Source organism: Streptomyces sp. NPDC019890, assembly GCF_044903445.1.
In the GTDB taxonomy this organism is placed as follows: Bacteria; Actinomycetota; Actinomycetes; order Streptomycetales; family Streptomycetaceae; genus Streptomyces.
Genome location: NZ_JBJDQK010000002.1, coordinates 767,491 through 784,803, shown reverse-complemented (window position 1 = coordinate 784,803; position 17,313 = coordinate 767,491). Strand labels below are relative to the sequence as shown.

Here is a 17,313-nt window from a genome sequence, read left to right as displayed (position 1 = left end):
CGGGGCGGGATGCACTGCCCCCATGAGCAACGACCAGCCGCCGCCCGGCGAGCCGCCCGAGGACGACCCCTTCCTCAAGAAGCCGCAGGAACCGACGCCGCCGGCGGGCGGTCCGCAGGAGCCCCCGCCGCCACCGGGCCCCCCGCCCGGCCAGGGCCCCCCACCGGGCGAGGGCCCCCCACCCGGCTCCCCCTACGGAGGCTCAGGCCCGTACGAGGGTGGTGGCGGTCAGCCCCCTCCGTCCGATCCGGGCGCCTTCGGCGGTGGGTACGGCGGCGTGGACCCGCTCGCGGGGATGCCGCCGCTCGCGGACTTCGGCAGGCGCTTCGCCGCCCGTGTCATCGACACGCTCATCATCTTCGTGCCGCTTTTCCTGCTCTCGCTGCTGGGCGGCGGCTGGCACGTGACCATGGACAACGGCGACACCTGGGACGAGATCACCCGGCAGGTGAACACCGGCAGGCAGTGGCTCTGGTCGCTGATCTCCCTGGCCGTGTATGTCGGCTACGACACCATCATGATCAAGAGGGACGGGCAGAGCGTCGGCAAGCACCTGATGAAGATCCGGGTCGCAATGCTCAACGACGGCAGCGTGCCCGACACGCCCTCCGCGCTGATGCGTGCCGTGGTGCTCTGGGTGCCGGCGTGGGTGTGCTGCTTCTGCCTCTGGTGGCTCGTCATCATCCTGACGATCCTGAGCGACAAGCCGTACAAGCAGGGTCTGCACGACAAGGCCGGCAAGACGGTGGTGGTGTCAGCGGCGTAGTGAGTGTTCGGCGGCCAGGGCCTCGGCCCCGGCGCGCGGACGGGCCGCGGGCACCCGGGTGGTGAGACCGTCTGCGGAGGCGGCCGAATGGTTCGTACGAACCGTTCGCGTCGCCTTCGCCGTCTGTGCCCTCCGCGTGCTGCCCATCGGCAGGGCGGCGGCGACCACCAGTCCGATCGCCATCGAGCCGGCGCCTATGGCGGCGACTCCCAGGACGTGGGTGGTACGGGTGAGCAGCAGCAGGGCGAGGGTCGAGAAGATGACGGTCGCCGAACCGTAGGCGAGCTGTGCGGCAGTCGGACGCGGCATGACGGTATCCGTCCTCGGGACATTGTCGGGGGGTGTCTCTCAACTCGGTCGCACTGACAAATGACTCTACGACGGTGGATGCCCGGGAGGAACCGGCGGTAAGCGTGACCTAACCCACGGTGCCGGTGCATGGGGGGCGCATTGAGTCATTCGTTCGGGCAACTGTCCCATTAGGTGCGCCCGTTGTCCGCTTCGTCCCACGTCCGGATAACGGAACTCTGCTTACGCATAGTGCAGTTGGTCTGTGCAAGTCAAGGTCTGTCTTTTCTCCGGTAACTCCGGTCGAATGTCGTCACTTGTGACGCGCAACACCGCGCGCGGACGACCCCACATCCGGTCCGCTGCGACGGAGCGCGGGGGAGGACAGCATCAAGTGACCACCAAGCGAAGGACGATCAGAGCGTCCGCGGTGCTCGTGGCCCTGGCCGCGACCACCGCGTCGGCTTCGGCGTTCAGTAGCGCCCAGGCCGACAACCAGAGGTCGTCGAGCCCGGCGGGGATCGAGCGCCATGACCCGGCGCCGCGCCAGGGCCAGGTCGAGCACGACCTCGAGGGCCCGTTCAGCGAGCAGCAGGACCAGCAGCGCGAAGCCGCGCTGGAGCAGGTCATAGCCGGCGACGCGACCGTGCAGCAGCGCGGCGCGTCCAAGGTCGTGAAGCTCGGCGACAAGAAGTACGTCGAGCTCGGCCGGGAGAAGACGGACAAGATCTTCACCATCCTGGTGGAGTTCGGCGACAAGGTCGACGACACCACGATGTTCGACCCGGACGGCCCGGACGGGCCCAAGCCCCCCGTCAAGAAGTACGGCGGCACTCCGGGCCCGCTGCACAACAAGATCGCCCAGCCGGACCGCAAGGTCGACAACTCCACGGCCTGGCAGGCGGACTACAACCGGCAGCACTTCCAGGACCTGTACTTCGGCACCGGCAAGGACAAGAAGGGGCAGCCGAAGCACTCCCTGAAGACCTTCTACGAGAAGACCTCCTCGGGCCGTTACTCGGTCGACGGCGAGGTCGCCGACTGGGTCAAGGTCGACTACAACGAGGGTCGTTACGGCTCCAACTACTGCGGCCAGACCAACTGCTCCAACGTCTGGGACACGGTCAAGGACGGCGTCACCGCCTGGGCCGCGGACCAGAAGGCCAAGGGCCGTACGGACGCGCAGATCAAGGCGGACCTGTCCAAGTACGACCTCTGGGACCGCTACGACTTCGACGGCGACGGCAACTTCAACGAGCCCGACGGCTACATCGACCACTTCCAGATCGTCCACGCGGGCGAGGACGAGTCGGCGGGCGGCGGCGTCGAGGGCACCAACGCCCTGTGGGCGCACCGCTGGTACGCGTACGGCACCGACGCCGGCAAGACCGGCCCGGCGAACAACAAGGCCGGCGGTACCCAGATCGGCTCGACCGGCATCTGGGTCGGCGACTACACCATGCAGCCCGAGAACGGCGGCCTCGGTGTCTTCGCCCACGAGTACGGTCACGACCTCGGTCTGCCCGACCACTACGACACCTCGGGCGGCGGCGAGAACTCCACCGGCTTCTGGACCCTGATGTCGGGCGGCTCCTGGCTCGGCACCGGCAAGGACGCCATCGGCGACCTGCCGGGCGACATGAACGCCTGGGACAAGCTGCAGCTGGGCTGGCTCAACTACACCAAGGCCAAGGCGGCGACGAAGTCCACCCACACGCTGGGTGTGGCGGAGTACAACACCAAGAAGCCGCAGGCGCTCGTCGTCGAGCTGCCGAAGAAGGCCGTCACCACGACTGTCGTGAAGCCCGCCGAGGGCTCCAAGCAGTGGTGGAGCGACATGGGTGACAACCTCAAGAACACCCTCACCCGCTCGGTCGACCTCACCGGCAAGTCCAAGGCGTCCCTCGAGCTTTCGGGCTGGTGGGACATCGAGGCCGACTACGACTACCTCTACGCGGAGGTGTCGACGGACGGCGGCGCCAACTGGACGCCGGTGGACGGCACGGCCGACGACAAGCCGATCACCCGCGACTCGTCCGACAAGCCGGCGCTGACCGGTGCTTCGGGCGCGTACAAGAAGCTGGCGTACTCGCTGGACGCCTACGCGGGCAAGAAGGTCGACGTCCGCTTCCGCTACCAGACGGACGGCGGCGCGGGCGGCAAGGGCTTCGCGGCCGACGCGCTGAGCGTGGTGGCGGACGGCAAGCCGCTGTTCACCGACAACGCCGAGGGCGACGACGCGGGCTGGACCGCGAAGGGCTTCTCGCGCATCGGTGAGTCCTTCACCAAGGAGTACGAGCAGTACTACCTGGCCGAGAACCGTCAGTACGTGTCGTACGACAAGACCCTCAAGGTCGGTCCGTACAACTTCGGTTTCAAGGCGCCGAAGGACTCCTGGGTCGAGCACTACCCGTACCAGAACGGCCTGATGATCTGGTACTGGGACACCTCCCAGAAGGACAACAACACCAGCCAGCACCCGGGCCAGGGTCTGGTCCTGCCGGTGGACGCGCACCCGAAGGCCCTGAAGTGGGCGGACGGCACGGTGATGCGGAACAAGATCCAGAGCTTCGACTCGCCGTTCAGCCTCCGGCCGACGGACGGCTTCACGCTGCACAAGGCGGACGTGGCGCTGCGGATCAAGCCGCAGGCGGGGAACCCGGTCTTCGACGACCGCAAGGGCGTCTACTGGTTCGCCGAGAACCCGACCGCGGGTGTGAAGGTTACTGACACCAACACCAAGATCACGGTCGTCCGGGAACCGCTGAGCGGCCAGACGATCACGGTCAAGGTCGGTCCGTCGACCAAGTAATTCGTATAACCGCAGGTCAAAGAGTGATCGGCCGTCGCCCTCTAGCGGGCGGCGGCCGATCGTGTTTAGGTGCGTCTTGCAGACCCTTATTGACACGCCATCTCACGGGGGAGTGGTTCAGCATGCCCGGCGGAGGTTTTTGCAAGCTGCCGAACGGCAGCGTCGTGGTCGCGCTCAGCCTGCCCAACCCGGTGGGTGACGGCAGCACGGTCCGCTTCCTGGTGCACGCGGTGAACCGCGCGAGGGCGCTGACGCGGCTGCGGAACCTGGGCCTGCGGGCGGTGTATCTGCGGGGCAACGCGGAGCCGCCGACGCCGGACGAGATCACGGCGGTACTGCACCATCCGGACGGCCTGCTGTGGCGCACGACGCCCGAGGACCACGACGAGCTGTGGCATCCGATACGGACGCTGCCGAGCCCGGCACGGAGCGGTCAGGCGGCGCGGGAGCCGGGCGCGCGGGTCTGCTCCCCACCCCGGCCCTTCCCGAACTGGGCCTCCGCCCCGGACCCTCCCCCTGCGGGCGTGGGGGGACCCCCACCCCTCAATCTCCCCCGGACTTCGTCCGGAGGGACCCCCAGGGGCTGAATTTCAGCGGGTGACTCCCGGGCGAAGCTCTGAGGGAGGGCGGGTAGGGAAACAGGCGCCGCGGGTCACACCACCGGCTTGCCGGTCAGCTCCACGCCCGCTCCCCGCAGCTCCTCCAGCGCCCGCTCCGTCGTCGCCTCCGCCACACCCGCGGTGAGGTCCAGCAGCACCTGCGTGCGAAAGCCCTCCCGCGCCGCGTCCAGCGCAGTCGCCCGTACGCAGTGGTCCGTCGCTATGCCGACCACGTCGACCTCCGTGACCTGGCGCGCCCGCAGCCACTGCGCCAGCGTCGTGCCGTTCTCGTCCGTGCCCTCGAAGCCGCTGTACGCAGCCGCGTACGCGCCCTTGTCGAAGACCGTGTCGATCGCCCCCGACGCCACCGCCGGGGCGAAGTTCGGATGGAAGCCGACGCCCTCGGTGCCCGCCACACAGTGCGGCGGCCAGGTGTTCACATAGTCCGGGTGGTCCGAGAAGTGGTCGCCCGGCTCGATGTGGTGGTCGCGGGTGGCCACCACATGGCGGTAGCCGGCCGGCGCGGCCTGGCCGATCAGGTCCGTGATGGCGGCGGCGACATCGGCACCGCCCGTCACCGCGAGGCTGCCGCCATCGCAGAAGTCGTTCTGAACGTCCACGACGATCAATGCGCGGTGCATGACAGGTGTCCTTCGATGGGGATCGGTGGGGAGACCGGCGGGCGAATGTACTGAGCCTAGAGACTTCGCCCGCCCTGCGGGAGAGGGCTTCCCGGGGCGCTCACAGGTACTCCGTGGGCAGCACGGGTTCGCCCCTGGAGAGCTGCATCGCCGACAGCGGCAGCCCCGCCCGGGCCGCGATGTGCCGCTCGCGCGCCGCGTCCAGCGGCTCGCGTGCGACGATCTGACCGCCCTTGATCAGCTCCACCAGCAGTTGCCGGTCCGCGAGTTCGGCCGGCACCGTGTCGACACCGATCACCTCCGCCTCGGCGACCCCCTCCGCGTCCAGCCGCCGCGCGGCCCACTTACGGCCCCCCACCGAGGTCTTCCCGCCCAGCGACTTCTTCGCCACGGCGTGCAGCGGCGCCCTGGAGTCGGCGGACTGGGCGCGGGCCACGAGCTTGTAGACCATCGAGCAGGTGGGGTGCCCGCTGCCGGTGACCAGCTGCGTGCCCACGCCGTACGCGTCCACCGGCGCCGCCGCCAGCGAGGCGATCGCGTACTCGTCCAGGTCCGAGGTGACGACGATCTTGGTGTCGCGCGCGCCCAGCGCGTCCAGCTGCTGCCGCACCCGGTGCGCGACCAGCAGCAGATCCCCGGAGTCGATCCGTACGGCCCCGAGCTCGGGACCCGCGATCTCCACCGCCGCGCGCACCGCCTCGGCCACGTCGTACGTGTCGACGAGCAGAGTCGTCCCCCGCCCGAGCGAGTCCACCTGCGCCTGGAAGGCGTCGCGCTCGCTGTCGTGCAGCAAGGTGAACGCGTGTGCGCTGGTGCCCACCGTCGGGATGGCGTAACGGAAGCCGGCCGCCAGGTCGGAGGTGGAATCGAAGCCGCCGACGTACGCCGCGCGGGCCGAGGCGACCGCGGCGAGCTCGTGCGTACGCCGTGCGCCCATCTCGATGAGCCGGCGCCCGGCCGCGGCCGTGTGCATCCGGGACGCCGCCGCCGCGATCGCCGAGTCGTGGTTGAGGATCGAGAGCACCACGGTCTCCAGCAGCACGCACTCCGCGAAGGTTCCCTCGACCCGCAGGACCGGCGAGCCCGGGAAGTACACCTCGCCCTCCGGATAGCCCCAGATGTCGCCGCTGAAGCGGTACGACTCGAGCCACCGCAGCGTCGGTTCGTCGACGATCTTCTGTGCGCGCAGAAAGCCCAGCACGCCCGCGTCGAAGCGGAAGTTCTCGACGGCGTCGAGGACCCGGCCGGTGCCTCCCACGACGCCGTACCGCCGCCCCTCGGGCAGCCGGCGGGTGAAGACCTCGAAGACGGAGCGGCGGTGTGCCGTCCCGGCCCGCAGTGCCGCCTGGAGCATCGTGAGCTCGTACTGGTCCGTGAAGAGCGCTGTCGAGGGAACATCCACCGGCAGGCCAAGGTCCGCAGTGTTCATGACGACGATGCTAGCGCACATTTCGTCAGAGTGACGAGATGTGCGGGTCGTTTGTGCGATGAGCCCTGTCGGGTGGCAGCATGGACCAGGTGAGTGTTGCTCCCACAGAGATCGAACGCCCTGAGGCGGCCGAGGAAACCTTCGCCGTACCCGAGCCCGACGTGCCGTGGGTGACGCTCGTCCACAACGACCCGGTCAACCTGATGAGCTACGTCACCTATGTCTTCCAGGCCTATTTCGGCTACTCCAAGGACAAGGCGCACAAGCTGATGCTCGACGTTCATCACAAGGGACGCGCCGTCGTCTCCAGTGGCACCCGCGAGGAGATGGAGCGTGACGTGCAGGCCATGCACGGTTACGGCCTGTGGGCGACCCTCTCCCAGGACCGCGGCTGATGTCGGGGCACTTCGAGCCGATCCCCGGCGGCGGCGCCGCTGTCGCGCTCGACGAGGTCGAGATCTCCATCCTGCGCTCGCTGGCCGTGCAGCTGCTTGAGCTGATCGGGCCCGGCGACGAGCCGGTCGAGGGAGAGGACCCGCTGGCCGCGCTCTTCGCCGAAGGTCCGAGCGAGCCGCCCGCCGATCCGGCGCTGGCCCGGCTCTTCCCGGAGGCGTACGCAGGGCCCGACGCCGACGAGGCGGACGAGGAACTGCGCGCCGCCTCCGCGGAGTTCAGGCGGTTCACCGAGAAGGACCTGCGCTCCCGCAAGCGCGACGACGCACTGTGTCTCGTACGCACCATCGACTCCCTCACCGCGGTCGGCGAGGGCGGCGCCGTGCTCAAGCTGACCGCCGACGACTGTCTGCACTGGCTCGGCGCGCTCAACGACCTGAGGCTGACCATCGGCACCCGGCTCGAGGTCACCGACGAGGACGAGAACGACGATCTGTACCGGCTGCCGGACTCCGATCCGCGCAAGCCGATGGTGATGGCGTACCTCTGGCTCGGCGCGCTCCAGGAGACGCTCGTCGAGACGCTGATGTCCTGAGGCGTCCCCCTGGATGTCTCGAGTCGTCCCCCTGTTGTTCGCTCCCCCGTTCGCTCAACGGACACTCAAATCCGGATAACGATCACGTCACCGCGTCGGCATGCTTTGCCGTGCCGATGGAATTTTGTCCGCTTCTTTCTGTGGTGTGCGCCACAGCGCCTGGGCTCATCACTGTTGCAACCGTGATAAATCTTCACGACCGCCGGGGGACGCCACCCATGTCCCCGGGGGCGCTTGGGCCGGCTGACCGCCGGTAGCACTCCATCCACATCCGGGGGGATCAGGACCTGATCCGCAGTCGCGCGGCAGTTGCAGCGGACGCGGATCAGCATGGAGAAAGGGCGCATCACCATGACCTCACTGCAGGTCGACAAGCAACACGACGGCAATGAGGCCGCGGGGTCCGCAGCAGGCGCGGACGAGGGCTACCAGCGAGGACTGGGTGCCCGTCAGATCCAGATGATCGCGATCGGCGGTGCCATCGGCACCGGCCTCTTCCTCGGCGCGGGCAAGGCAATCTCCAAGGCCGGACCGAGCCTCATCCTGGCCTACGCCATCGCGGGCCTGGTCATCTTCTTCATCATGCGGGCGCTGGGCGAGCTGCTGATGTACCGCCCGGTCTCGGGGTCCTTCTCCGAGTACGCGCGCGAGTTCGTCGGTCCCTTCGCGGGTTTCGTCACCGGCTGGACGTACTGGCTCTTCTGGGTCGTCACCGGCATCACCGAGGTCACCGCGGCCGCGCAGTACATGTCCTTCTGGACCCATGACAGCTTCCCGCAATGGGCGTACGCGCTGATCTTCACGGTCATTCTGTACGCCGCGAACCTGATCTCCGTGAAGCTCTTCGGTGAGCTGGAGTTCTGGTTCTCGATGGTCAAGGTGACGGCCATCGTCGGCATGATCCTGATCTGCGCCGGCATCCTCACCATCGGCTTCTCCGACGCCGCCGACACCGCGACCGTGTCGAACCTCTGGAACGACCGCGGCTTCTTCCCCGAGGGCATCGGCGGCACGCTGATGACGCTGCAGATCGTGATGTTCGCCTTCCTCGCGGTCGAACTGGTCGGCGTCACCGCCGGCGAGTCCAAGGACCCGGAGAAGACGCTGCCCAAGGCCATCAACACCGTGCCGTGGCGCATCGCCGTCTTCTACATCGGCGCGCTGATCATGATCCTGTCGGTCGTCCCGTGGGCCGAGTTCCAGCCGGGCGTCAGCCCGTTCGTCGCGGCCTTCGAGAAGATGGGCCTCGGCGTCGGCGCCGCGATCGTGAACTTCGTCGTCCTGACCGCCGCCCTGTCGTCCTGCAACTCCGGCATGTACTCCACCGGCCGCATGCTGCGCGACCTGGCGCTCAACGGCCAGGGCCCGACGTTCTTCACCAAGCTGACGAAGAGCGGCACCCCGCTGATCGGCACCACGGTCTCCGCCGTGCTGATGCTGGTCGGCGTCTGGATCAACTACGTCGCCCCGGGCAAGGCGTTCGACTACGTCGTCTCCTTCGCCACCATCTCCGGCATGTGGGCCTGGATCATGATCCTGGTCTGCCAGATCCGCTACCGCGCCAAGGCGGACCGCGGCGAGCTGCCGCAGTCCACGTTCAAGGCTCCCGGCGCCCCGTGGTCCAGCTGGTTCGCCCTGCTCTTCATCGGCATGGTCATCGTGATGATGGGCGTCGACAAGGACGCGCGGATCTCGCTGTACTGTGCGCCGCTGTGGGCCCTGATCCTCGGCGTCACCTACCTGGCGCTGAAGTCCCGCAACCCCGAGGGTGCGGCCTTCAACAAGCGCTGACACAGGACCCAGGTCCAGCATCCGGGCAGGCCTGTACCGCTCTTCGGTACAGGCCTGCCCTCCCGTCGCCCGCCGCCACCCTGCCTGACCCTCCCCCAGACTCCGTCCGGGGGGACCCCCATCGCGTCGGCTCCTCCTGACTCGATGCTTATTCTGTCGCTCATGCTGACCATCACCCAGGCTCTGTACGACCAGATCGTTGCGCACGCCCGCGCCGACCACCCCGACGAGGCCTGCGGCATGGTCGCGGGCCCCGAGGGCAGCGGCCGCGCCGAGCGGTTCATCCCCATGCTGAACGCCGCCCGTTCGCCCACGTTCTACGAGTTCGACTCGGCGGATCTGCTGAAGCTCTACCGGGAGCTGGACGACCGCGACGAAGAGCCGGTGATCATCTACCACTCGCACACCGCGACCGAGGCGTACCCCTCCCGTACGGACATCTCCTACGCCAATGAGCCCGGCGCGCACTACGTCCTCGTCTCCACCGCCGACGCCGACGAGGCGGGCCCCTTCCAGTTCCGCTCGTTCCGCATTGTGGAGGGCGAGGTCACCGAGGAGGAGGTCAAGGTCGTCACGGCGTACTGACGCCCACATAGTGGGCCGGTTCTGTCCATCATGCGAGATCACATTCCGGAACCCGGACCGGGAATCGTTACGATGACCGCATGGTTCCCCATGACGTGAGCGACAGGACGCCGAGCACCGTGCTGCTCGTGGCGCGGCTGCACGTCGACCTGTGCCGCCTCGCCAGCGCGATCTGTACGGCCCGCGCTGCGCTCTGAGCGCATCGACCACCGCACCACCCCCTGCGCGGGGGGCTTGAGCCGCGCGCACTTACGCAACCCCCGCCACACTCCCGACAGGAGCCCATGTCATGGCCATCGAGGTCCGCATCCCGACCATCCTCCGTACGTACACCGACGGCGCGAAGGCCGTCGAGGGGAGCGGGGACACTCTCGCCGAGCTCTTCACCGACCTCGAGACCCGGCACAACGGCATCCGGGAGCGCATCGTCGACGGCGGCCAGCTGCGCCGCTTCGTGAACGTCTACCTGAACGACGAGGACGTCCGCTTCCTCGACGGCATCTCCACCAAGCTCGCCGACGGCGACAGCGTGACGATCCTTCCTGCAGTCGCCGGTGGCATGCGCTGATGCGTTACGACTCCCCGCTGGCGGCGGTCGGCAACACTCCGCTGGTCCGGCTGCCGCGGCTGTCGCCCTCGGAGGAGGTCCGCATCTGGGCCAAGCTCGAGGACCGCAACCCGACCGGCTCGATCAAGGACCGCCCCGCGCTCCACATGATCGAGCAGGCGGAGAAGGACGGCCGGCTGACGCCGGGCTGCACGATCCTCGAGCCGACGTCGGGCAACACCGGAATCTCCCTCGCCATGGCGGCCAAGCTCAAGGGCTACCGCATCGTGTGCGTGATGCCGGAGAACACGAGCGAGGAGCGCCGCCAGCTGCTGGCGATGTGGGGCGCGGAGATCATTTCCAGCCCGGCGGCGGGCGGCTCCAACACGGCGGTCCGGGTCGCGAAGGAACTCGCGGCCGAGAACCCGTCCTGGGTGATGCTCTACCAGTACGGCAACCCGGACAACGCGGGCGCGCACTACGCCACGACCGGACCCGAGATCCTTGCGGACCTCCCGTCGATCACCCACTTCGTGGCGGGCCTCGGCACGACGGGCACGCTGATGGGCGTCGGCCGCTTCCTGCGCGAGCACGTACCCGGCATCCGCATCGTGGCCGCGGAGCCGCGCTACGACGACCTGGTCTACGGCCTGCGGAACCTGGACGAGGGCTTCGTCCCCGAGCTGTACGACGCCTCGGTACTCACCACCCGCTTCTCGGTCGGCTCGGCGGACGCGGTGACCCGCACCCGCGAACTCCTCCAGCAGGAGGGCATCTTCGCGGGCGTCTCGACGGGAGCGGCGCTCCACGCGGCGATCGGCGTCGGCAAGAAGGCGGTGGCGGCGGGCGAGCCGGCGGACATCGTGTTCGTGGTCGCGGACGGCGGGTGGAAGTACCTGTCGACGGGGGTCTACACGGCGCCGACGACGGAGGCGGCGATCGAAACACTGCAGGGCCAGCTCTGGGCGTAGGCGGGAAGGCTTTCCCGCGAGGCCCCCTGCGGGCCCGGTGTGCGGCCCGGCCGATGCGGAGTGCGTCGCCCTGCGGCAGCCCGAAGCAGCGGGATCCCTGCCGGAGCCGCGCGCCGCGAAGCGCGTGCCGTCCGGGGGCCCGGGGGCCTGCCCCCGGTTATGGGGAAGCGCTGGGTGGGGGAAAGGCCCGCGATCAAGGCGACAGGTGGCGGACCTGGTCCCAGACTGTCGGGTCCACCACCCCCACCCGCCGCCGGAACTCCCACACTGCCACGTCGCGCAGCTCATCCGTCTCCAGAAAGCTCGGCCTGCCCCGTGCATCCCCCACCGTTCCCGGTGGCAGTGAGATCACGCCCGGCCGTTCGTCGCGGTACCTGCTCGTGATCTTTGCGACCTGCGCCGTCCGGCCGCGTACCGTAAGCACCAGGCAGGGCCTGTCCTTCGAGCCCGGTCCGTCCTCGTAGGGCACATCTGCCCACCAGATTTCGCCCGGCTTCGGCCGCCGCTTCGGGGCCCGCCGGGGGCCCGTGGGGCGGCCCGGCGGGCGCGTCCGGCCGTGTGGGCGGCGCGTGCCGCGGCCGCGGCCGTCCGCCACCGCGGCGACAAGCGCGACCACCACCACCGCGCACACAGCGAGCCACCATGACGTGTCCATACCCAGACCGTACCGACGCGCCCCCGCGCCCCCCACCACGAACGCCCGAACCGGTGACAGAGCAGGTGAGTTCCCCCACAACGGCCCGCCCCGGGGAAGCGACCCGCCCTTTTGCGCCTTACGCTCAACAAACCGCACGACCCTCCCCCAGCCCTCCCCGTCAACGGAGGTTCCGGCTCCATGAAGCTCACCGTCGTCGGCTGCTCGGGGTCGTTCCCGTCCACGGAATCGGCCTGCTCGAGCTACCTCGTAGAGGCCGACGGCTTCCGGTTGCTTCTCGACATGGGCAATGGCGCCCTCGGCGAGCTGCAGCGCCACGTCGGTCTCTACGACCTCGATGCCATCTTTCTCAGTCATCTCCATGCGGACCACTGCATTGACATGTGCGGGTACTTCGTGGCCCGCTACTACCGCCACGATGGCGGCCGCTGCGGAGCCATCCCGGTCTACGGCCCGGAAGGCACCGAGCAGCGCCTGACCACCGCCTACGCGGACACCCCTTCCGCCTCCTCCATGAGCGAGGTCTTCGACTTCCACACGCTGAAGTCCGGCAGCTTCGAGATCGGCCCGTTCGCCGTCCGTACGGAGAAGGTGGCCCACCCGGTCGAGGCGTACGGCATCCGCCTGGAGCACGGCGGCAGGACCCTGACGTACTCCGGCGACACCGGCGTCTGCGAGCCGCTGCACGAACTCGCCGACGGCGCCGATCTCTTCCTGTGCGAGGCGTCCTTCACGTACGGCAAGGAGGACATCCCCGGCCTCCACCTCAACGGTCGCGAGGCCGGCGCCCAAGCGCAGCGCGCGAACGTCGGCCGGCTCGTGCTGACCCACATCCCGCCGTGGACGGACGCCGAGCAGACCTTGGCGGACGCCCGCCTGGTCTACGACGGTCCGACCCAGATCGCACACGCGGGCGCGGTCTACGAGGTCTAGGGCCTGGTACGACGCCTCAACAGCCGAAGCCCTGCCTCTCGTACGAGAGACAGGGCTTCGGTCCGGATGCGCGGGGCTTACTTGGCCTCCGCCTTCTGCAGCTCCGCAAGCTCCTCGTCGGACTCGCGGCCCGGCGTCGGAATGTTGAACTTGATGATCGCGAAGCGGAAGACCACGTAGTAGACCGCCGCGAAACAGAGTCCCACCAGCGCCAGGCCCCACGGGTTGGACGCGATGCCCAGGTTGAGGAAGAAGTCCACCGCACCGGCCGAGAAGCCGAAGCCGTCCTTCATACCCAGCGCCCAGGTCAGCGCCATGGAGACACCGGTCAGCACCGCGTGGATCGCGTACAGCACCGGCGCGATGAACATGAAGGTGAACTCGATCGGCTCGGTCACGCCGGTGACGAACGAGGTGAGCGCGAGCGAGAACATCATGCCGCCGATGACCTTGCGGCGCTCCGGGCGGGCACAGTGGACGATCGCGAGACAGGCCGCCGGGAGGGCGAACATCATGATCGGGAAGAAGCCGGTCATGAACTGTCCGGCGGTCGGGTCACCGGCGAGGAAGCGGCCGATGTCGCCGCTCTTGCCCTCGTACGTACCGGCCTGGAACCACGGGAACGAGTTCAGCAGGTGGTGCATGCCGATCGGGATCAGCGCACGGTTGGCGATACCGAAGATGCCCGCGCCCGCCGCGCCGGAGCCGACCAGCCACTCACCGAAGTTGTGCAGACCCGTGCCGAGGACCGGCCAGATCAGGCCGAAGATGATGCCGATGACCAGGCCCGCAAAGGCGGAGAGGATCGGGACGAGACGGCGGCCGCCGAAGAAGCCCGCCCAGTCCGGCAGCTTGGTCCGGTAGAACTTCTGGTACAGCAGGGCGACGACTATGCCCATCACCACGCCGCCGAGGACCTTGGCGTCCACCGGGGCCTCGGTCATGACGATCTTGCCGTCGACGACCTTGGCGACCTTGTCCAGGTTCGGGTCGGTGAACGTGGCCAGCACGTTCTTGAAGACCAGATAACCGGTGACGGCCGCGAGTGCGGTCGAGCCGTCCGACTTCTTGGCGAAACCGATCGCGATACCGACGGCGAACAGCAGCGCCATGTTGGCGAGGATCGCGTCGCCGCCGGCCGCCATGTACCCGGCGATCTTGGTGATGAATGTCGGGAACGAGTCCCTGGCAAGCATGTCGGGCTGGCCGAAACGCACCAGGAGCGCGGCGGCGGGCAGCACCGCGACCGGCAACATGAGGCTGCGGCCGATGCGCTGCATGACAGCCATCGCGCCGGCGCCCGTCTTCTTCTTGTCCGCCGCGGGGGCGGCGCTAGCCGTGGACATCAACTTCCTCCAGTGGGCAAGGCGCCGCCAAGGGGCATAACACGGGGGGGCGGCGTCTCAAAGGGGAACGCGGCGACGGCCGCGTGGTCTACACCACTGAGTGGTGTAGACCTGTTGTAGCACGTGAGGGCGAGATAAGGAACCTTCGATTCCTGTGGACTCGGCGATAGTGCGAAATGAACGACATAAGGCCCTCGGACGACAGGTCCAAGGGCCTTATGGGGTGTTACGGGAGGGCTACGGGCCGCAAGTGCGCGGGATTCCGCGTGGGATTCCCTGCCGGATTACTTGGTGACGTCCCGCTGCAGCTCCTCCTCGACCTCCTCCGGTTCGCGCCCCGGCGTCTGGATGTTGAACTTCGTGATCACGAACCGGAAGATCGCGTAGTACACCACCGCAAAGCCGAGCCCGATCGGAATGATCAGCCAAGGCTTCGTCGCCAGGCCCCAGTTGATGGCGTAGTCGATCAGGCCCGCCGAGAAGCTGAAGCCGTCCTTGACGCCAAGAGCCCAGCTCACCGCCATCGAGACACCGGTCAGCAGCGCATGGATCGCGTACAGCAGCGGCGCCACGAACAGGAACGAGTACTCGATCGGCTCGGTGATGCCGGTGACGAACGACGTCAGTGCGACCGAGAGCATCAGGCCCCCGATCTCCTTGCGGCGGTGCGGCTTGGCGCAGTGGGTGATGGCCAGCGCCGCGGCCGGCAGCGCGAACATCATGATCGGGAAGAAGCCCGTGGTGAACTGCCCCGCGTTCGGGTCGCCCGCCAGGAACATGGTGATGTCGCCGTGCACGACCGTGCCGTCCGGCTTGGTGTAGCTGCCGAACTGGAAGAAGATCGGCACGTTCAGGAACTGGTGCAGGCCGATCACCAGCAGCGCCCGGTTCGTGAGGCCGAAGAGGCCCGCACCCCAGGCGCCCAGACCCACCAGCCAGTCGCTGAAATTCTCGAGCGCGTCGCCGAGGGGCGGCCAGGCCCACAGGGAGAGGACCGCGACCCCGATCGCGACGAAGGACATGATGATCGGGACCAGTCGGCGGCCGTTGAAGAAGCCCAGCCAGTCCACCAGCTTGGTGCGGTGGAAGCGCTGCCAGAAGTAGGCGGTCAGCAGGCCGATGACGATGCCGCCGAAGACACCTGGATTCTGGTACGTGAACGCCTCGACCGATCCGTCGGGCGCCTGGCAGCCCAGGGCTGCCGCCTTTGCCCCGCCCACACAGTCCTCGGGAAACTGGCGCAGGACGTTGTAGTAGACGAGAAACCCCGCCACGGCCGCGAGCGCCGTCGAGCCGTCGGACTTCTTGGCCATGCCGATCGCGACGCCGACGCAGAACAGCAACGGCAGGCCCAGGTTGCCGTCCAGCAGCGCGCCGCCCGCGCCGGCCATCACCTTGGCGACGTCGTCCCAGCCGAGGCCGTCCGCGCCGAAGACATCGGGCTGGCCGAGCCGGTTGAGGATGCCGGCCGCGGGGAGGACGGCGATCGGCAGCTGCAGGCTTCGGCCCATTTTCTGCATGCCCTGGAAGGCGCTCTGTGTCCACCGCTTCTGCCGGGGTGCGGCAGCGCTGTCGGAGCTCATCCGTCCTCCCGGAAGGTGCCTGGTTTGGCAGGTGCCGCAGACTGGTGTAGACCAGTTGCGGTAAGGCCCGGGGGCCCGGTCGCAGGACAGGGCACCGGTGATCGTCATCATTCGGTACGAGATGGTTACTCGCTAGTGAAGATGGTCCGACCGTGCGTTACCGTGACAAAACGGGCCAACTGGTGGGCCGAGGCAGCGCTGAGCGCCCTGCGGGGGCGCTCTTGGAACGCAGGGAGACAGACATGGCCAGCAAGGCTGAGAAGATCGTCGCCGGGCTCGGCGGGATCGACAACATCGAGGAGATCGAGGGCTGCATCACGCGTCTCCGCACCGAAGTCGTGGACCCGGGCAAGGTCGACGAGGCCGCGCTGAAGGCCGCCGGGGCGCATGGCGTCGTGAAGATGGGCAACGCGATCCAGGTTGTCATCGGCACGGACGCCGACCCGATCGCGGCGGACATCGAAGACATGATGTGACCTTGGCCCCGGGCGGCCCGGCCCCAGTCCAAGCCCCCAGCTGTTGAGCCCACGCCGAAAGGGCCGCCGCTGAGCCCCCGCCGAGAGGGTCCCGCTCCGCCCGGAGCGGGGCCCTCTCGCACAGCCGCTAGGCTCGACGCCATGTCTCGAATCGACGGCCGCACCCCCGAACAGCTCCGCCCCATCACCATCGAACGCGGATGGAGCAAGCACGCCGAGGGCTCCGTCCTCATCGCCTTCGGCGACACCAAGGTCTTCTGCACCGCCTCCGTCACCGAAGGCGTCCCGCGCTGGCGCAAGGGCAGCGGCGAAGGCTGGGTCACCGCGGAGTACTCGATGCTTCCGCGCTCCACCAACACCCGCGGCGACCGTGAATCCGTGCGCGGCAAAATCGGCGGACGTACACACGAGATCTCCCGACTCATCGGCCGCTCGCTGCGCGCCGTCATCGACTACAAGGCGCTCGGCGAGAACACCATCGTCCTGGACTGCGACGTCCTCCAGGCCGACGGCGGTACCCGTACCGCGGCGATCACCGGCGCGTACGTCGCCCTCGCCGACGCCGTTGCCTGGGCCCAGAACAAGAAGCTCGTCAGGGCCGGCCGCAAGCCGCTCACCGGGACCGTCGCCGCCGTCTCCGTCGGCATCGTCGACGGCACCCCGCTCCTCGACCTCTGTTACGAGGAGGACGTGCGGGCCGAGACCGACATGAACGTCGTCTGCACCGGCGACGGCCGCTTCGTCGAGGTCCAGGGCACGGCCGAGGCCGAGCCCTTCGACCGCAAGGAGCTCAACGCGCTGCTCGACCTGGCGACCGGCGGCTGCGCCGACCTCGCCGCGCTCCAGCGCGATGCCCTCGAGCACACACTCGAAGGGTAAAGAAGCAACCAAGAACGCCCCATC

General features: G+C 68.4%; 18 protein-coding genes and 1 pseudogene. 13 read left to right on the top strand and 6 right to left on the bottom strand.

What is annotated here, in order from left to right:
- The first annotated feature begins 22 nt into the window (after nucleotides 1-22).
- Nucleotides 23-766, top strand: coding sequence for an RDD family protein (locus ACI2LP_RS07910; protein WP_404723653.1), 744 nt, complete (start codon nucleotides 23-25; stop codon nucleotides 764-766).
- On the opposite strand, the gene ACI2LP_RS07905 is transcribed toward ACI2LP_RS07910, so the two are convergent.
- On the bottom strand, nucleotides 755-1,075 hold the full coding sequence (locus tag ACI2LP_RS07905) for a hypothetical protein (RefSeq protein ID WP_404723652.1): 321 nt from the start codon (nucleotides 1,073-1,075) through the stop codon (nucleotides 755-757). The genes ACI2LP_RS07910 and ACI2LP_RS07905 overlap by 12 nt on opposite strands.
- Before the next feature lie 373 nt (nucleotides 1,076-1,448).
- Here ACI2LP_RS07905 and ACI2LP_RS07900 point away from each other — a divergent pair, with 373 nt between their 5' ends.
- Nucleotides 1,449-3,866, top strand: a complete 2,418-nt coding sequence (locus tag ACI2LP_RS07900) for an immune inhibitor A domain-containing protein (protein WP_404723651.1) — start codon at nucleotides 1,449-1,451, stop codon at nucleotides 3,864-3,866.
- A 122-nt stretch (nucleotides 3,867-3,988) separates the two neighbouring features.
- Nucleotides 3,989-4,291 (top strand): annotated as a pseudogene (locus ACI2LP_RS07895) (hypothetical protein); the annotation flags it as partial.
- Nucleotides 4,292-4,518: 227 nt separating this feature from the next.
- Here ACI2LP_RS07895 and ACI2LP_RS07890 read toward each other — a convergent pair.
- On the bottom strand, nucleotides 4,519-5,106 hold the full coding sequence (locus ACI2LP_RS07890) for a nicotinamidase (RefSeq protein WP_404723650.1): 588 nt from the start codon (nucleotides 5,104-5,106) through the stop codon (nucleotides 4,519-4,521).
- Between the two features lie 100 nt (nucleotides 5,107-5,206).
- Nucleotides 5,207-6,535 (bottom strand): nicotinate phosphoribosyltransferase, encoded by a 1,329-nt coding sequence (locus ACI2LP_RS07885; RefSeq protein ID WP_404723649.1) that lies wholly within the window; start codon nucleotides 6,533-6,535, stop codon nucleotides 5,207-5,209.
- 80 nt (nucleotides 6,536-6,615) lie between these two features.
- Here ACI2LP_RS07885 and clpS point away from each other — a divergent pair, with 80 nt between their 5' ends.
- The 7 genes from clpS to ACI2LP_RS07850 all read left to right on the top strand — a co-directional run bounded on the left by clpS (nucleotide 6,616) and on the right by ACI2LP_RS07850 (nucleotide 11,417).
- Nucleotides 6,616-6,930, top strand: coding sequence for an ATP-dependent Clp protease adapter ClpS (gene clpS, locus ACI2LP_RS07880; RefSeq protein WP_404723648.1), 315 nt, complete (start codon nucleotides 6,616-6,618; stop codon nucleotides 6,928-6,930).
- Nucleotides 6,930-7,523, top strand: coding sequence for a DUF2017 domain-containing protein (locus tag ACI2LP_RS07875; RefSeq protein ID WP_404723647.1), 594 nt, complete (start codon nucleotides 6,930-6,932; stop codon nucleotides 7,521-7,523). The genes clpS and ACI2LP_RS07875 overlap by 1 nt, the downstream gene beginning before the upstream one ends.
- 351 nt (nucleotides 7,524-7,874) lie before the next feature.
- Nucleotides 7,875-9,314, top strand: a complete 1,440-nt coding sequence (locus ACI2LP_RS07870; protein WP_404723646.1) for an amino acid permease — start codon at nucleotides 7,875-7,877, stop codon at nucleotides 9,312-9,314.
- A gap of 162 nt (nucleotides 9,315-9,476) precedes the next feature.
- Nucleotides 9,477-9,899: a Mov34/MPN/PAD-1 family protein gene (locus ACI2LP_RS07865; protein WP_404723645.1), complete on the top strand. Its 423-nt coding sequence runs from the start codon at nucleotides 9,477-9,479 to the stop codon at nucleotides 9,897-9,899.
- 80 nt (nucleotides 9,900-9,979) lie between these two features.
- The gene (locus ACI2LP_RS07860) at nucleotides 9,980-10,096 is read left to right on the top strand and encodes a putative leader peptide (RefSeq protein ID WP_404723644.1); all 117 of its coding nucleotides are present in this window, start codon (nucleotides 9,980-9,982) and stop codon (nucleotides 10,094-10,096) included.
- 92 nt (nucleotides 10,097-10,188) lie between these two features.
- Nucleotides 10,189-10,467 carry a MoaD/ThiS family protein gene (locus ACI2LP_RS07855; protein ID WP_404723643.1) on the top strand — a complete coding sequence of 93 codons (279 nt, stop codon included), beginning with the start codon at nucleotides 10,189-10,191 and terminating at the stop codon, nucleotides 10,465-10,467.
- Complete coding sequence (locus ACI2LP_RS07850) at nucleotides 10,467-11,417, top strand: PLP-dependent cysteine synthase family protein (protein WP_404723642.1); 951 nt, start codon at nucleotides 10,467-10,469, stop codon at nucleotides 11,415-11,417. Before ACI2LP_RS07855 ends, ACI2LP_RS07850 begins: the two co-directional genes overlap by 1 nt.
- A gap of 193 nt (nucleotides 11,418-11,610) precedes the next feature.
- Here ACI2LP_RS07850 and ACI2LP_RS07845 read toward each other — a convergent pair whose 3' ends face one another.
- Nucleotides 11,611-12,072, bottom strand: a complete 462-nt coding sequence (locus tag ACI2LP_RS07845) for a type II toxin-antitoxin system PemK/MazF family toxin (RefSeq protein ID WP_404723641.1) — start codon at nucleotides 12,070-12,072, stop codon at nucleotides 11,611-11,613.
- 180 nt (nucleotides 12,073-12,252) lie between these two features.
- On the opposite strand from ACI2LP_RS07845, the gene ACI2LP_RS07840 reads away from it, so the two are divergent.
- Nucleotides 12,253-13,005, top strand: coding sequence for an MBL fold metallo-hydrolase (locus ACI2LP_RS07840; protein WP_404723640.1), 753 nt, complete (start codon nucleotides 12,253-12,255; stop codon nucleotides 13,003-13,005).
- A 77-nt stretch (nucleotides 13,006-13,082) separates the two neighbouring features.
- Here the strand turns inward: ACI2LP_RS07840 and ACI2LP_RS07835 are convergent, their stop codons facing one another.
- Both ACI2LP_RS07835 and ACI2LP_RS07830 read right to left on the bottom strand, forming a co-directional pair.
- Entirely contained in the window at nucleotides 13,083-14,351 is a 1,269-nt protein-coding gene (locus ACI2LP_RS07835; protein ID WP_404723639.1) for a PTS transporter subunit EIIC, read from the bottom strand.
- A 284-nt stretch (nucleotides 14,352-14,635) separates the two neighbouring features.
- Entirely contained in the window at nucleotides 14,636-15,934 is a 1,299-nt protein-coding gene (locus ACI2LP_RS07830; RefSeq protein WP_404723638.1) for a PTS transporter subunit EIIC, read from the bottom strand.
- A gap of 242 nt (nucleotides 15,935-16,176) precedes the next feature.
- Here ACI2LP_RS07830 and ACI2LP_RS07825 point away from each other — a divergent pair, with 242 nt between their 5' ends.
- Nucleotides 16,177-16,410 carry a glucose PTS transporter subunit EIIB gene (locus ACI2LP_RS07825; RefSeq protein ID WP_404723637.1) on the top strand — a complete coding sequence of 78 codons (234 nt, stop codon included), beginning with the start codon at nucleotides 16,177-16,179 and terminating at the stop codon, nucleotides 16,408-16,410.
- A gap of 141 nt (nucleotides 16,411-16,551) precedes the next feature.
- The gene (gene rph, locus ACI2LP_RS07820) at nucleotides 16,552-17,289 is read left to right on the top strand and encodes a ribonuclease PH (protein ID WP_360872755.1); all 738 of its coding nucleotides are present in this window, start codon (nucleotides 16,552-16,554) and stop codon (nucleotides 17,287-17,289) included.
- The last annotated feature ends 24 nt before the right edge of the window (nucleotides 17,290-17,313 follow it).

What these genes read in the sequence shown, in the direction of transcription:
- ACI2LP_RS07825 (WP_404723637.1), top strand. Translation starts at nt 16,177, where the DNA reads ATGGCCAGCAAGGCTGAGAAGATCGTCGCCGGGCTCGGCGGGATCGAC.
- ACI2LP_RS07875 (WP_404723647.1), top strand. Translation starts at nt 6,930, where the DNA reads ATGTCGGGGCACTTCGAGCCGATCCCCGGCGGCGGCGCCGCTGTCGCG.
- ACI2LP_RS07865 (WP_404723645.1), top strand. Translation starts at nt 9,477, where the DNA reads ATGCTGACCATCACCCAGGCTCTGTACGACCAGATCGTTGCGCACGCC.
- ACI2LP_RS07905 (WP_404723652.1), bottom strand. Translation starts at nt 1,075, where the DNA reads ATGCCGCGTCCGACTGCCGCACAGCTCGCCTACGGTTCGGCGACCGTC.
- ACI2LP_RS07845 (WP_404723641.1), bottom strand. Translation starts at nt 12,072, where the DNA reads ATGGACACGTCATGGTGGCTCGCTGTGTGCGCGGTGGTGGTGGTCGCG.
- ACI2LP_RS07835 (WP_404723639.1), bottom strand. Translation starts at nt 14,351, where the DNA reads ATGTCCACGGCTAGCGCCGCCCCCGCGGCGGACAAGAAGAAGACGGGC.
- ACI2LP_RS07860 (WP_404723644.1), top strand. Translation starts at nt 9,980, where the DNA reads ATGGTTCCCCATGACGTGAGCGACAGGACGCCGAGCACCGTGCTGCTC.
- ACI2LP_RS07850 (WP_404723642.1), top strand. Translation starts at nt 10,467, where the DNA reads ATGCGTTACGACTCCCCGCTGGCGGCGGTCGGCAACACTCCGCTGGTC.
- ACI2LP_RS07830 (WP_404723638.1), bottom strand. Translation starts at nt 15,934, where the DNA reads ATGAGCTCCGACAGCGCTGCCGCACCCCGGCAGAAGCGGTGGACACAG.
- ACI2LP_RS07910 (WP_404723653.1), top strand. Translation starts at nt 23, where the DNA reads ATGAGCAACGACCAGCCGCCGCCCGGCGAGCCGCCCGAGGACGACCCC.
- ACI2LP_RS07855 (WP_404723643.1), top strand. Translation starts at nt 10,189, where the DNA reads ATGGCCATCGAGGTCCGCATCCCGACCATCCTCCGTACGTACACCGAC.
- ACI2LP_RS07840 (WP_404723640.1), top strand. Translation starts at nt 12,253, where the DNA reads ATGAAGCTCACCGTCGTCGGCTGCTCGGGGTCGTTCCCGTCCACGGAA.
- rph (WP_360872755.1), top strand. Translation starts at nt 16,552, where the DNA reads ATGTCTCGAATCGACGGCCGCACCCCCGAACAGCTCCGCCCCATCACC.
- ACI2LP_RS07890 (WP_404723650.1), bottom strand. Translation starts at nt 5,106, where the DNA reads ATGCACCGCGCATTGATCGTCGTGGACGTTCAGAACGACTTCTGCGAT.
- ACI2LP_RS07870 (WP_404723646.1), top strand. Translation starts at nt 7,875, where the DNA reads ATGACCTCACTGCAGGTCGACAAGCAACACGACGGCAATGAGGCCGCG.
- ACI2LP_RS07885 (WP_404723649.1), bottom strand. Translation starts at nt 6,535, where the DNA reads ATGAACACTGCGGACCTTGGCCTGCCGGTGGATGTTCCCTCGACAGCG.
- clpS (WP_404723648.1), top strand. Translation starts at nt 6,616, where the DNA reads ATGGACCAGGTGAGTGTTGCTCCCACAGAGATCGAACGCCCTGAGGCG.